The organism is Halorubrum rutilum, assembly GCF_024494565.1.
The window spans coordinates 75,689-88,281 of the sequence record NZ_JANHDN010000007.1; the positions used below are offsets into that span (position 1 = coordinate 75,689).

Below are 12,593 nucleotides of genomic sequence, written 5' to 3' on the forward strand. Positions count from 1 at the left end.
AGTGAATCCACGCCGACATACGATTCGTTCGAACCACCAGCCGGTCGTGATCGCCGCGATACCGGTGGCACACAACCGGTGGTGCTGAAGTACCCGACTGGGTTCAGACACACGCACCTCTCCGGTGAACTCGACCGGAAAAGACTGAAAACCCGAAGAACGGTTGCAAGAGTCGCGCTGTCCGTATAGAACCCCGCGGTGAACTATCATTTCTGCTACTGACGGTATGACTGGCTCTAAGACCGATTTCACCGGAGCCGCACCGTTGAGTTCGGAAGTATTAGCTGTTCGGCGACCCATTGCTACATCAACATGAGTGAGGAATTGCATCGCAAGCTTGTCGAAGAATCTTCGGATATTGCGACGGTCATCGATTCAGACGGGACGATTACGTATGTCAGTCCCTCCGTCACTCGGACTCTCGGACACGAGCCGGAGGAGTTGGTCGGAGAGGTCGGCTACGAGTATCAACAGCCGGACGACCGTGAGGCCGTCGCCGACGCTATCGAAACCATTCAGACGAACCCCGACGAGACCCAGATAATCGAGACGCGGTTTCGGCGAGCCGACGGCTCGTGGTGTTGGATCGAGGCAACGCTGCAAAACCGGTTCGACGACCCGGATATCGGCGGGATTCTCGTGAATAGCCGCGACATCTCCCAGCGGAAACGCCAGGAGCAACAGTTCCAGGGGCTCGCCGAAGAGTACAGAACGCTCCTCGAGACCGTCCAGGACAGTATCTTCTTCCTCTCCGTTGACTCGGCGGAGACGGGGTACGTGTTTCGGTTCGAACGGCTGAACCGGGCCTACGAGGAACAGACCGGAATCACAACGGAAGAAGTCAAGGAGAAAACCCCGACCGACGTGTTCGGTAAAGACCTCGGGGCGGAGATCCGAGCGAACTACCGTCGCTGTGTCGGAGCCCGCGAACCGATCTCGTATGAAGAAGAGTTACCCGTCGAGACGGGCGCACGGTTCTGGCAGACGGTTCTCACACCGGTTGTTACGAACGGCGAGGTAACCCAGATCATCGGGATCACGCGGAACATCACCGAGCGCGTCAAGCAGGAACGACAGCTCCAGAGCCAGAAGGAACAGCTCGACGAGTTCGCGGGCGTAGTGTCCCACGATTTGCGAAATCCGCTCAATATCGCACAGGGGCGGGCAGCGCTGCTCACCAACGACTGCGATAGCGACCATCTCCCACCCATCGTCGGAGCGCTCGACCGGATGGAGGAGATCATCACTGATACGCTCACGCTCGCCAGAGAGGGTCAAGTCGTTTCGGACCCGGAACCGATAGATCTGACCAATATCGTCGGCACGTGTTGGAAAAACGTCCAGACAGGCGAGGCAACCATCGAAATCGAGGACGACGTCACGATTACCGGCGACCGGAGCCGACTCCAGCACGTCTTCGAGAATCTCTTTCGGAACGCAGTCGAACACGGCGGGGAAGACGTGATCGTTCGTGTCGGCCGGATCGATGACCGCGGGATCTACGTGGAAGATACCGGTCCGGGGATTCCCGAAGACGCTCGTGAGACTGTGTTTGACCCCGGGCATACCTCAGCGAGCGGCGGAACCGGGTTCGGATTAACCATCGTCAGACGGATCGCCGAGGCCCACGGCTGGCAGGTTGCGGTCGTCGATGGGACGGACGGGGGAGCCCGGTTCGAGTTCACTGATATTAGTTTCGGTCAGTGAGCGAGATACGCGTCCTGTGTTCCGTGCGGTATCACAGCTCGAACGCCAGCACGTCTCCCGCCTCGACGCCGTGGTCGTCGGTCCATTTATAAGGGACCTCGAGCACGTACCGGCCCGATCCGGGGTACTCCTGCTCGCTCCCGTCTTCGTTCGGCCCCGGTTCTGGCGCGTGGTGGATCCGGGTGATCGTCCCTTCGCTATCGGCGTAGACGATGTCGATTCCGAAGTCCATCTCGCGCATCACGAACGTGAGCGACTCGCGCTCCGCGGGGAAGACGAACAGCAACCCGGCGTCCTCGGGAAGTGTCTCGGCGTCGCTGAGCCCGAGAAAGCGCTGGTCACCGGTCTCGGCGATCGCCGCGGTCACCGTCCCGAGTCGGTCGCCGTCGGCGGTCCGGACCGCGACGGGAGTCGCGTCGTAGTCGGCGTATGGACCGGACGGCCACTCGGTCGCCCCTCCCGAGTCCTCGCCGTCATTGCCGTCGCCGTTCCTGTCGCCGTCGTCGCCGTTTCCTCCGCCATCGCCTGCTCGCCCGTCGCTCCCGGTCGGTCCGAGCCCGGCGCAGCCGGCGAGAGCGCCGATCGACCCGGCACCGACCGCGCGGAACAGCTCTCGTCGTCGCATCGCTAGGTCTACGACCCGCTCGCGTATATGCCCCGCGGAGGGCGTCTGCGTTCACGGCGACTCGACGAGAGCGACGGGCTCGTCGCGTCGGCGGCGCTCGTTCCGGGAAGGACGCGCTTTTATCCGCGCCTCGTCTAGGCGCTCGCATGGCGAAAGTGAGCGTCGGCCTCCGCGGATGGCGGTTCGACGAGGAGGAAATCTTCACCGACGACGGCGAGCTCAAGCCGCTCGACGAGATCCCCGAGGGGCCGCGGGAGCGGCTCTTTCGGCTCGTCTCGCTCGTCGAGGAGCCCTGCGACGTCTGTTACCTGGAGCACGGCGAAAGCGAGGTCCACCGCTGTAACCAGGCCGAGATCGTCTACGGCGAGCCCGAGGGGGAGGTGCTGGTCTGCCCCGAACACGAGCCCGACCTGATCTACTGGTACCGCGAGGAGGGCGGCAGCGAGCACGCCGGCAGCCTGGAGTTCGGCGACCGCTTCCACGAGTGGGTCGCGGCCGGCAACGAGGCCCCGGAGGGGTACGGCTCGGTCGAGCACGTCGAGGAGGACCCCGACGGGCTCCCGGACCTGCCGGACCAACAGGAGGTCCAGGAGCGCGTCGAGCAGGACTTCGAAGGCGACCGGATCGACATCCTCGAACTCGCCGGCGAGGGCGACGAGGGAGACGACGCGGACAACGAGCTGAGCGAAGACGACTTCGAGGCCGTCGACCTCTCGACCGACTACCCGTCGAACCGATGAGCGGCGACGACGAGAGCGAGAGCGTCGAGCGCGACGACGCGACTCCTGAGGGCGACGCGACTCCCGAGGGCGACGATCCCGCCTCGCCGACCCGCCGGAAGCCGGTCGTCGTCGTCGTGGAGCCGGAGACGCCCGGCAACGTCGGCACGATCGCCCGGGCGATGAAGAACTTCGGCCTATCCGACCTCAAGCTGGTCGACCCGCCGGCGCTGAGGGAGGACGGCGAGGCGTACGGCTTCGCCGGCCACGCCCGGGAGGACGTGCTCCCGAACGCCGAGGAGGTGACGTTCGACGAGGTGGTGGCGAACTACCACACCGTCGGCACCACCGCGATCACCGGCGAGGACGACCGAAGCCACGAGCGGTTCCCGTTCAAGACCCCCGCCGAGCTCCGCGAGTCGCTGAAGGCCGTCGACGCGCCGACCGCGATCGTGTTCGGCCGGGAGGGCCGCGGGCTCAACAACGAGGAGCTCTCGCGGCTCGACGAGGTCTGCTCGATCCCGGCGGACGACGACTACCCGGTCCTGAACCTCGGGCAGGCCGCGACCGTCCTCCTCTACGAGCTCCGCGAGCTCACCGTCGACGAGACGCAGCTCCCGGACACCGAGGTCACGCGGGCGCCCGAGGGCGACGTGGAGCGCTTCCACGGCTTCTTCCGCGACTTCCTCGAAGCGACCGGCCAGCGCGACCACCAGGTCGAGAAGAACGCGCTGCTGATGCGCCGGCTGCTCGGACGCGCGCATCCCACGGAGCGGGAGGTCCACTCCCTGTTGGGGACGTTCCGGAAGGCGAACGCCAAGCTGGAGCACGCGGAGCACCTGGCCGCCAAGTACGACGAGCCGGTCTACCCGCGGGAGCGATAGCGTGCGCGACTCCCCCCTCGACGGCGACCTCTGGGCCGGCGTCCGCGACGTGTCGCCGCTCATGCTCGGCATCGTCCCGTTCGCCTTGGTCGCCGGCATCGCCGCGGTCGACGCCGGCCTCGGGCTCGCGGAGGCGGTCGGGATGTCGGTGATCGTGTTCGCCGGCGCCTCCCAGCTGGCCGCGCTCGACCTGCTCGGGTCGAACGCGCCGCTCGCGGTCGTCGTCGGCACGGCGGTCGTGATCAACGTCCGGATGGTGATGTACTCGGCCTCCATCGCGCCGCACTTCGCCGACTACGGCCGCCGCCTCCGGGCCGGCCTCGCGTACGTACTCACCGACCAGGCGTACGCCCTCTCGGTCGCGGAGTTCGACGAGAACCCCGACCGGAGCCGGTGGCGCTACTACCTCGGCGCGGGGGCGTCGCTGTGGGTCGTCTGGCAGGTCGGGACCGTCGTCGGCGTCGTCGTCGGCGCCGGCGTCCCCGACGCGTGGGGGCTCACGTTCGCGGTGCCCCTCGTCTTCCTCGCGCTCCTCGTCCCCGCGATGAAGGACCGCCCGACCACCGCGGCCGGCGTCGCGGGCGGCGCGGTCGCGGTCGTCGCGGCCGGGCTCCCGCTGAACCTCGGCCTGCTCGTCGGGTCTGTCACCGGCATCGCCGTCGGCCTCGCGGCGGAGGTGAGCGAGGCGTGACGGGCGCACCCCCGGCCGCGGGCTCGCTCGGCGTCTGGCTCGCGATCCTCGTCATCGGCGCCGCGACGTACGGCTTCCGACTCTCCTTCATCCACCTGTTCGGACGGATCGACGAGGTGCCGCCTCGGATCGAGCGCCCCCTGCGCTACGTCCCGCCGGCGGTGCTCGCGGCGCTCGTCCTCCCCGACCTGGTGACGCTCGGTCCCTCGGTCGGCGCGACGCTTCTCGACGAGCGGCTGATCGCGGGCGCCGCGGCCGGCGTCGTCGCGTGGCGCACCGAGAACGTCTTCGCCACGATCGCGGTCGGGATGGGCGTGCTGTGGCTGTTCCGGTTCGTCGTCTTCGCGTGAGGCGCTCGGCTCGACCCGGCCCGCCCAACCCCGTTTGATCTAACCTTGCCCAGCCCCAACCTGCACGGCGCCCTCACTCGATCCGGTCCGGGTACCGCCGGGCCAGGAGCGCGACCGCGACCGCGCAGAGCCCGGCGAACGGCACCGCGGTCGCGACGCTCACGAGGTCGCGAGCCGGGGGCACGGAATACGAGACCGCGGCGGCGACGAGGACCGTAGCCGAACGCGGCGGTCCCGAGCAGCGCCGGCCGCGCCCGCGGCGACCGCCAGAGCGACGTCCGCGTCGCGGCCCCGGCGACGACCCCCGCCGCGATCCCGACCGGGAGGCCGACGAGCGCGGAGAAGGCGATCCGGGCCGAAAGCGCCTCGGTGAGGGCTCCGGCGACGACGAGGAACGTCGCGATGGCGACGCCGACCGCCGCCGGGAGACGAGCGTTCATGCGCGGCCGAACGACGGCTCGCCGCTTAAACTTCGCGCCGGGACCCGACCGCGAGCGACGGCCTACCGGTCGCGCTCGGCGACGCGGTCCGCGGACGATCCCTCGCGTTCGGCGGCGGCCCCGAACCCGGACTCCCTCTCGACCTCGCGCTCCCGGGCGTCGGCGATGCGCTGGGCCGCGTCGGCGAGCGCGTCCAGGGCGGCGAACGTGCGGTACGAGAGGTAGAGGCCGACCGGGAGCAGGACCCCGACGACGACCCCGAGCAGGAACTGCGCGACGATCAGGACGGAGTAGACGAACGTCAGGAGGGCCACGGTCGCGACGACCGTCCCGATACGGGTTCGGAGGGCCTCGGCCGGCGAGAGCGGGTCGTGCGCCATACGCGTCGCTACCGGCGTGAATCACTTAAAAATGAATGCGAGCGCCGGCCGAGCGTCCGCGCCCGCGACGCGGTCGCTCAGTCGTCGGCCGGGGCCGCGGAGTCGCCGGCGGAGACGCCGGTGCCGGGTCCGACGTCGATGCCGAGCTCGTCGAGCTTCTCGTCGGGCACGACGCCGTCGACCCAGCCGCGGGTCTCGTAGTACTCGGCCTTCATCTCGTCGAGCTCGACCAGTTCGCCCTCGCTGGCGCCCGTGCCGGGGATGGCGTCCGGGTGCCCCTCGATGAAGCGGTTCGGCAGCGTGTCGTCCGCGCCGTCGAAGCCGGCGAGGTTGTTGTAGTAGCGTTCGAGGTTGTAGACGCGCTCGCCGGCCTCGAACAGCTCGTCCTCGGTGACGTCGCGGCCGGTCACGCCGTTGTACTGGAGCACGTACTCCTCGATCCCCTCGGCGAAGGCGCTGAACTTGCAGATGTCGAACGAGTCCGACACCGCGTGCAGGTCCTGGAAGGTGGCGGTGAGCTCGCCCTTGCCCTCCCACTCGTACGGGTCGACCTTCTCCGGAATGCCGAGGATCTCGGCGGCGGGCGTGTAGCCGCGCAGGTGACAGGCGCCGCGGTTGGAGGTCGCGTACGCGATCCCCATCCCCTTCATGCAGCGCGGGTCGTAGGCGGCCATCGTCTGGCCCTTGACCGAGAGCTTGTTGCCGTGCGCGTCCTTCGCGTCGGCGACGCGCTCCGGCCCCTCCGCGAGGAGGTCGCCGAGGTCCGAGGAGCGGTGCCCGATCTCGTCGATGAGGTCGATCATCGCCTCGGAGTCGCCCCAGTCGATGTGGCCCACGTCGTCGAGCTTGCCCTCCTCGCTCATCTCCATCGCCATCGCCATCATGTTGCCGGCCTCGATGGTGTCGACGCCGAGGTCGTTACAGCGCTGGAGCAGCAGCGCGATCTCGTCGCGGTCGGAGTGGCCGGAGTTCGGGCCGAGCGCCCACGCGGACTCGTACTCGTACGACTCCGTGCGGACGTTCATGTCCTGGCCCTTGTGCGTGACGTTGACGTCGACCTCCTTCTTACACGCCACCGGACAGGAGTGGCACGTCGGCTCGTCGACGAGGATGTTCTCGCGGACGTTCTCGCCGGAGACGCGCTCGGCCTCGATGTCGACGCCCTCGGCGTCGTGGTACGCCTCGGTCGAGGTGTACTTCGCGTTCTTCGACGGGAGGCCGTCCATCTCCTCGGTCGCGTTCATCAGGACGTTCGTCCCGTACATCGAGAGCCCGCCCTCGTTGGGCGCGGTGACGTCGGACTCGCGGATGACCTCCATCGCCTGCTGGTACCCTTCCTGGAACGTCTCCGGGTCGGCGGGCTTCGGCATGTCGGTCCCCGACTTCACGACGACCGCCTTCACGTTCTTCGCGCCCATCACAGCGCCCGTGCCGCCCCGACCCGAGGCGCGGTCGTCCTCGTTGATGACGCAGGCGTAGCGGACGCCGTTCTCGCCGCCCTGCCCGATCGCCATCACGGAGAGGTCCCGGCCGACCTTCCCGTCGACCTCCTCGCCGATCTGGTCGACCGTGTCGTGGACGCCCTGACCCCAGAGGTGCGAGGCGTCGCGCACCTCGACCTCGCCGTCCTCGACGAGCAGGTAGACGGGCTCGTCGCTCTCGCCGTCGAGCAGGATCCCGTCGAGCCCGGCCCACTTGAGCCGCGCGCCGGACCAGCCGCCGTGGTGCGAGTCGGTGACGGTCCCCGTGAGCGGGGACTTCGTCACCAGCGCGATGCGGCCGCTCATCACGGTCTGGGTCCCGGTGAGGGGGCCCGTCATGAACGCCAGCCGGTTGTCCGGTCCCATCGGGTCCACGTCCGGGCCGGCGTCGAAGACGTACTTGACGCCCAGCCCGCGCGCGCCGATGTACTTCTTCGCGTCCTCGTCGTCGATACCGCGGTACTCGACCGCCTCGTCACCGAGGTCGACCTGTGCAACTCGGTCCCTGTAGCCGCCCATTTCAGTCATGTAATGCTCGTTCATTATAGAAGGACCGTAGCCTGTTAGGTGTTCACCTCCGGATGAAACCGATATCAATTACGTCGGGGTGGCTCAATCGCTGCCCTGGTATATAAACGACGACCGCGACCGGCGGGGAGAAAAATCGGGGACCGAAGCGAGATCGAACAGTTTTAGGCCGGCCGAAAACGAGAGTACTTCCGAGCGGTTTCGACCGGACGACGGGCCGGACCGACGGTGTCGGGTCGGACGCGACGCCGCCGGTCCGTGAGCGCTAACCCCGCGGGGCGCGAACCGGTGCGCGTGACCGGGACCGACGACGACCGCGCCGAACCCAGCGCCGGCCGGGCCGCCGTCGGGTTCGCGCTGGCGGTCCTCGTCGCGTCGACGCTCCCGGTGTCGTGGGCCGCGCGCGCCGTCGACGCGGTCGGTCGCGTCGTCGGTGCGGTCGGCGGGGGTGACGCGGTGGGGCGGGGCGACCCGCTCGGCGGGGGCGGCGGAACGCTCCCCGTCGATATCGGCCTCACCGACCCCTTCCACCTCGTCGGCTACGCGGTCCTCACCGTTCTCGCGAGCCGCGCGATCGGCCGGGGACGGCGGGGACTCCCCCTGGCCGCCGGGGCGGCCGTCGCGTTCGGGTTCGGGATCGAACTCGTCCAGGCGCCGATCCCGTGGCGGTCGTTCGCGTGGGGCGACGCCGCGGTCAACGCGGTCGGCGCGGGGCTGGGAGCCGCGGCGGTCGTCGCGGCCGCCGCGCTTCGAGAGATCGCCGGCGAGCCCCGATGACGACACGGCTTTACGCGCTCGACCGCTTCTTCCGGTAATGAGTAAGCCGAGCCCCGACGCGTACGAGCAGGGGCGCGGGATGGACGCGCACAACGCCGTGATGCGCGACATCCGCGCCGAGCGCTCGGAGACGTACGACCCGACGCAGCCGACCCGCGTCTGGATCGACGAGGACAACACGCCCGACGGCGTGGTGAACTCCCTCACGATCATCCTCAACACCGGCGGCTGTCGGTGGGCCCGCGCCGGCGGCTGCACGATGTGCGGCTACGTCGCCGAGTCGGTCGAGGGCGGCAGCGTGAGCCACGAGGCCCTCATGAACCAGATCGAGGTCTGTCTCGACCACGAGCGCGAGGAGGCGGACGCCCCCGCCGAGCTGATCAAGATCTACACCTCCGGCTCGTTCCTCGACGAGCGCGAGGTCCCCGCGGAGACCCGCCGGGCCATCGCCGAGACGTTCGTGGACCGAGACCGGATCGTCGTCGAGTCGCTGCCGGACTTCGTGAGCCGGGAGAAGATCGGCGACTTCGCCGATCACGGGATCGCGACCGACGTGGCGGTCGGGCTGGAGACGGCCACCGACCGGGTGCGGCACGACTGCGTGAACAAGTACTTCGACTTCGCCGACTTCGAGGACGCCTGCGCCGAGGCGGCCGCGGCCGACGCCGAGTTCGACGCGGCGGTGGGGATCAAGGCGTACCTCCTCATGAAGCCGCCCTTCCTCGCGGAGCCCGAGGCCGCCGCCGACATGGTCGACTCGATCCGGCGCTGCGCCGACGTCGACGGCTGCCACACCGTCTCGATGAACCCGACGAACGTCCAGCGCTACACGATGGTCGACGAGCTGTTCTTCGAGGGCGGCTACCGGCCGCCGTGGCTCTGGTCGGTCGCGCACGTCCTCGAAGCGACGGCCGACGTCGACGCCATCGTCGTCTCGGATCCCGTCGGACACGGCTCCGACCGCGGCGCGCACAACTGCGGCGAGTGCGACGACCGCGTCCAGACCGCGATCAAGGACTTCGACAAGCGCCAGGACCCGAGCGTCTTCGACCAGGTCTCCTGCGACTGCGAGGCGACGTGGGAACACGTGATGGCGGCGGAGACGAGCTACAACATGCCGCTGGCGCGGTAGGGGGCCGATCGATCCGGAACGACGGTGACAGAACCGATCAGTTCGATTCGAATCCCTGAAACGGTCGTTTTCTTTCGGCACGAATATCGACGCGCTTCCGGGTTATAATTCGGAATATACCGAACGATCAGGCCGGACAAGACCCATATACGTCGGGACGGTACGGATAGGTATGAACGCAGTCGCCAGCGGTCCCCGGTCGTCCCCCCGGAAGTCGGTCCTCTTCTGTGCGGAGTGCAGCTTCCAGAGCCCCGTCTCGGAGGGGTGGCTCGTCGTCAGCGACGGCGACGCGCGCACCATCGTCTGCCCCGAGTGCGGTCACGTCGCGGACCACCGCACGGAGCGGTCCGCGCCGTCGCCGAAGCGCGCGGACTGAGCGGTCCCCGGTCGACGTCCGACGGTCGGTCGTCCTTCCTACCCTCGCTCCGGTGCCCGCTCCGCGAGCACCGGGATCTCGTCCAGCCGCTCCGGGTCGAGCGCGGTCCAGTCGATCCCGCTCGGCCGGTCGTACGGCGTCTCGGTCCGGACCGTTCGCTCCGGCGTGACGATCAGGTCGAGCGGTACGTCGTGCGCGTCCGGTTCGGGACGGTCCGCGCCGTCCGCCACGGGAGAGTCCGGACCGTCGATCACGGACAGCTCGTGGACCGTGGTCGCGACCGTCGTGTCGGCGTCGCCGGACTGCGTCCGGCTTTCACCGGGCGACGCCCGGTCGCCCGAGGGACGCTGTCCCTCGCTGCCAGAGGCGCGCTGCGCCTCGCTGCCGACGGCGTCGAGCTCGCTGAGCACGCCCCACTCCAGGTCGCTGTACCCCTCGCCCTTCCCGATCCGGGCGCCGTCGGTCGTCACGCCGACGGAGCCGGCGACCACGAGGTCGACGCGGGGAACGTCCCCGGGTCCGACCGGCGTGCCGTACTCGGAGATGCCGGAGACCGTCGTCGCGTCGTCGATCTCCTCGGGCGGTATCTCGGCCGGATCGAGACGGAGGAAGGGGTCCGGGTCGCGGAGCCGCGGCTGCGCGACGTACACCGTCTTGCCGGCGCGGAGCGCGGCGCGCCTGACCGGGAGCTGGGGCGCGTCGGGGTTGCACTTGAGCGTCTCGGCGCCGGCCCACTCGTCGGTCGCGGTCAGTCGCTCGCACGCCGCGTCCGCGCCCGCGAAGTTCGGGATCCGGTCGTGCGGCGGGAACGGGAACCGCGCCTGGTCGCCCGCCTCGAAGGCGTCCCAGACGGCCTCGCGGACGGCCTGTTTGTCCATGCCGGACGGAGGGCGCGGGGCGACAAGTAGGCGACGGACGCGAGGTCGACGCGGATCGGCCCCGATCTCGACTGACGCGACGGTGCGTCGTCGGCGAGACGGCGGGCCGTCGGCGACCGTGTCGCCGTTTTTATATATCAGATCGGTGTTGGGTCGGGATATGATCGAAGACGGGCTGTCGTATCCGATGCGCGAGGACTGGGTCGGGCGGATCGTCATCGGCGGCGTCCTGGGGCTGCTCTCGGTGCTCGTGATCCCGACGTTCGCCGTCTTCGGCTACCTCGTCAGGGTGCTGGAGCGGACCGTGGCGGGCGACGACGTGCCGCCGGCGTTCGACGACTGGGGCGACCTGCTGGCGAAGGGCGCGGTCGGGGTGCTCATCGCGCTCGCGTACTCGATCGTTCCCCTCGTCGCGTACGGGATCGTCGTCTCGGTGGTCGTCGGGATCGGGTCCGGAGTCGGCGGCGATCTCGGCGCGCTGATCGGCCTCACCGGCGCGCTGCTCGCGGTGGCCTTCATCCCCGTGCTGTTCCTCATCTACTACGCGGTCCCGGCGGCGCTCACGGCGTACGCGGTCCGCGGCGAGGTGAGCGCGGCCTTCGACGTGAGGCTCCTCAAGCCGACGCTGTTCAGCGCGGAGTACCTCCTCGCCGTGGTGATGCCGCTCCTGATCTCGGTCGGCGTCTTCCTCGTCTCCGTCGTGCTCATCGTGACTATCGTCGGCGCGGTGTTGGTCCCGTTCGTCCAGTTCTACGGCCAGGTCGCCGTGTTCCGGATGTTCGGGTCGGCGTTCGCGGCCGTCAACGACCGCATCGAGGGGCCGGCGGGCCCGGAGGACCCGGAGGGTCGGGCCGACGACGGCGGCGCGGCGGTCTGACCGCGGCGACGTCGGCCTCGCAGTCCGGGGGCGACACGGCCACGACGCGCCTTTTAAACCGCTCAGTCGCCCATGGACGCCTATGTTCGAAGACCGGCCGGACCGCGACGCCGAGGTCGTCCTCGTGGGGCGCTCGAACGTCGGGAAGTCCACGCTGATGCGCGAGCTGACGGGCCACGACTTCTCGACCGGCGGGAAGCCGGGCGTCACCCGGCAGCCGAACCACTTCGACTGGGCCAGCGAGGGCTTCATGTTCACCGACCTGCCCGGGTTCGGCTTCATGTCCGGCGTCGAGGAGGCGCACCGCGAGCAGATCAAGACGGACATCGTCCATTACCTAGAGGCGAACGCCGACTCGATCCTGGCCGGCGTCGTCGTGATGGACGGGAAGGCCGCCGTCGACATCATCGACCGCCACGCCGAGCGCGGAAATCTCCCCCACGATATCGAGATGTACGGCTTCTTGGAGGACGTGGGCGTCGAACCGATCGTCGCCGTCAACAAGACCGACAAGATCGACGACCTCGACGAGCGCCTCGACGAGATCTGCGACCGCCTGGGGCTCTACCCGCCGTGGCAGCAGTGGTCGGACCGGATCGCGCCGATCTGTGCGAAGCGGGGCGATATCGAGGCGTTAGAGGAGTGCCTGCGAACGCGGTTCCACGAGCACAACCGCGACGACCTGCTGAAGTTCGTCTCGTAAGTCGTCGTGTCTAATCGCAGAGTTGGTTGCTCCGTGACTGCGATT

Annotated in this window: 14 protein-coding genes and 1 pseudogene; 10 read left to right on the plus strand and 5 right to left on the minus strand. The window is 68.8% G+C overall.

From position 1 onward, the window contains the following. Positions 1-312: 312 nt before the first annotated feature. Positions 313-1,707, plus strand: a complete 1,395-nt coding sequence (locus NO900_RS14350) for a sensor histidine kinase (protein ID WP_256409043.1) — start codon at positions 313-315, stop codon at positions 1,705-1,707. A gap of 31 nt (positions 1,708-1,738) precedes the next feature. Here the strand turns inward: NO900_RS14350 and NO900_RS14355 are convergent, their stop codons facing one another. Then, positions 1,739-2,332 (minus strand): DUF192 domain-containing protein, encoded by a 594-nt coding sequence (locus NO900_RS14355; RefSeq protein ID WP_256409044.1) that lies wholly within the window; start codon positions 2,330-2,332, stop codon positions 1,739-1,741. 146 nt (positions 2,333-2,478) lie between these two features. On the opposite strand from NO900_RS14355, the gene NO900_RS14360 reads away from it, so the two are divergent. From NO900_RS14360 to NO900_RS14375, 4 genes are read left to right on the plus strand one after another with little or no spacing between them, the layout of a single operon-like run. Next, positions 2,479-3,072: a DUF8114 family protein gene (locus NO900_RS14360; protein WP_256409045.1), complete on the plus strand. Its 594-nt coding sequence runs from the start codon at positions 2,479-2,481 to the stop codon at positions 3,070-3,072. After that, the gene (locus NO900_RS14365) at positions 3,069-3,935 is read left to right on the plus strand and encodes an RNA methyltransferase (protein ID WP_256409046.1); all 867 of its coding nucleotides are present in this window, start codon (positions 3,069-3,071) and stop codon (positions 3,933-3,935) included. The genes NO900_RS14360 and NO900_RS14365 overlap by 4 nt, the downstream gene beginning before the upstream one ends. A gap of 1 nt (position 3,936) precedes the next feature. After that, positions 3,937-4,626: an AzlC family ABC transporter permease gene (locus NO900_RS14370; RefSeq protein WP_256409047.1), complete on the plus strand. Its 690-nt coding sequence runs from the start codon at positions 3,937-3,939 to the stop codon at positions 4,624-4,626. Beyond that, positions 4,623-4,976: an AzlD domain-containing protein gene (locus NO900_RS14375; RefSeq protein ID WP_256409048.1), complete on the plus strand. Its 354-nt coding sequence runs from the start codon at positions 4,623-4,625 to the stop codon at positions 4,974-4,976. Before NO900_RS14370 ends, NO900_RS14375 begins: the two co-directional genes overlap by 4 nt. A 272-nt stretch (positions 4,977-5,248) precedes the next feature. On the opposite strand, the pseudogene NO900_RS17715 reads toward NO900_RS14375, so the two are convergent. The 3 genes and pseudogenes from NO900_RS17715 to NO900_RS14390 form a co-directional block, all read right to left on the minus strand. Next, positions 5,249-5,416: pseudogene (locus tag NO900_RS17715) on the minus strand (DUF8147 domain-containing protein); the annotation flags it as partial. A gap of 62 nt (positions 5,417-5,478) precedes the next feature. Then, positions 5,479-5,796 carry a DUF8066 domain-containing protein gene (locus tag NO900_RS14385; protein ID WP_256409049.1) on the minus strand — a complete coding sequence of 106 codons (318 nt, stop codon included), beginning with the start codon at positions 5,794-5,796 and terminating at the stop codon, positions 5,479-5,481. A 77-nt stretch (positions 5,797-5,873) separates the two neighbouring features. Next, on the minus strand, positions 5,874-7,805 hold the full coding sequence (locus tag NO900_RS14390; protein WP_256409266.1) for an aldehyde ferredoxin oxidoreductase family protein: 1,932 nt from the start codon (positions 7,803-7,805) through the stop codon (positions 5,874-5,876). Positions 7,806-8,093: 288 nt separating this feature from the next. Between NO900_RS14390 and NO900_RS14395 the strand changes: the two genes are divergently transcribed. The 3 genes from NO900_RS14395 (at position 8,094) to NO900_RS14405 (ending at position 10,090) form a co-directional block, all read left to right on the plus strand. Further along, positions 8,094-8,582, plus strand: coding sequence for a hypothetical protein (locus NO900_RS14395; protein WP_256409267.1), 489 nt, complete (start codon positions 8,094-8,096; stop codon positions 8,580-8,582). 37 nt (positions 8,583-8,619) lie between these two features. Then, positions 8,620-9,714, plus strand: a complete 1,095-nt coding sequence (locus NO900_RS14400) for an archaeosine biosynthesis radical SAM protein RaSEA (RefSeq protein WP_256409050.1) — start codon at positions 8,620-8,622, stop codon at positions 9,712-9,714. 172 nt (positions 9,715-9,886) lie between these two features. After that, on the plus strand, positions 9,887-10,090 hold the full coding sequence (locus NO900_RS14405) for a DUF8106 domain-containing protein (protein ID WP_256409051.1): 204 nt from the start codon (positions 9,887-9,889) through the stop codon (positions 10,088-10,090). A gap of 38 nt (positions 10,091-10,128) precedes the next feature. Here the strand turns inward: NO900_RS14405 and NO900_RS14410 are convergent, their stop codons facing one another. Further along, the gene (locus NO900_RS14410; protein WP_256409052.1) at positions 10,129-10,968 is read right to left on the minus strand and encodes a 5-formyltetrahydrofolate cyclo-ligase; all 840 of its coding nucleotides are present in this window, start codon (positions 10,966-10,968) and stop codon (positions 10,129-10,131) included. A 160-nt stretch (positions 10,969-11,128) separates the two neighbouring features. Here NO900_RS14410 and NO900_RS14415 point away from each other — a divergent pair, with 160 nt between their 5' ends. Together NO900_RS14415 and engB are read left to right on the plus strand one after the other, a co-directional pair. Continuing rightward, positions 11,129-11,845, plus strand: a complete 717-nt coding sequence (locus tag NO900_RS14415) for a DUF4013 domain-containing protein (RefSeq protein WP_256409053.1) — start codon at positions 11,129-11,131, stop codon at positions 11,843-11,845. A gap of 82 nt (positions 11,846-11,927) precedes the next feature. Then, positions 11,928-12,548, plus strand: coding sequence for a GTP-binding protein EngB (engB, locus tag NO900_RS14420; RefSeq protein WP_256409054.1), 621 nt, complete (start codon positions 11,928-11,930; stop codon positions 12,546-12,548). Positions 12,549-12,593 lie beyond the last annotated feature (45 nt).

Bases quoted from the DNA above. Each gene is read 5' to 3' on its own strand.
- NO900_RS14350 (WP_256409043.1), top strand. From the start codon at position 313: ATGAGTGAGGAATTGCATCGCAAGCTTGTCGAAGAATCTTCGGATATT.
- NO900_RS14410 (WP_256409052.1), bottom strand. From the start codon at position 10,968: ATGGACAAACAGGCCGTCCGCGAGGCCGTCTGGGACGCCTTCGAGGCG.
- NO900_RS14405 (WP_256409051.1), top strand. From the start codon at position 9,887: ATGAACGCAGTCGCCAGCGGTCCCCGGTCGTCCCCCCGGAAGTCGGTC.
- NO900_RS14360 (WP_256409045.1), top strand. From the start codon at position 2,479: ATGGCGAAAGTGAGCGTCGGCCTCCGCGGATGGCGGTTCGACGAGGAG.
- engB (WP_256409054.1), top strand. From the start codon at position 11,928: ATGTTCGAAGACCGGCCGGACCGCGACGCCGAGGTCGTCCTCGTGGGG.
- NO900_RS14385 (WP_256409049.1), bottom strand. From the start codon at position 5,796: ATGGCGCACGACCCGCTCTCGCCGGCCGAGGCCCTCCGAACCCGTATC.
- NO900_RS14390 (WP_256409266.1), bottom strand. From the start codon at position 7,805: ATGACTGAAATGGGCGGCTACAGGGACCGAGTTGCACAGGTCGACCTC.
- NO900_RS14365 (WP_256409046.1), top strand. From the start codon at position 3,069: ATGAGCGGCGACGACGAGAGCGAGAGCGTCGAGCGCGACGACGCGACT.
- NO900_RS14415 (WP_256409053.1), top strand. From the start codon at position 11,129: ATGATCGAAGACGGGCTGTCGTATCCGATGCGCGAGGACTGGGTCGGG.
- NO900_RS14400 (WP_256409050.1), top strand. From the start codon at position 8,620: ATGAGTAAGCCGAGCCCCGACGCGTACGAGCAGGGGCGCGGGATGGAC.
- NO900_RS14355 (WP_256409044.1), bottom strand. From the start codon at position 2,332: ATGCGACGACGAGAGCTGTTCCGCGCGGTCGGTGCCGGGTCGATCGGC.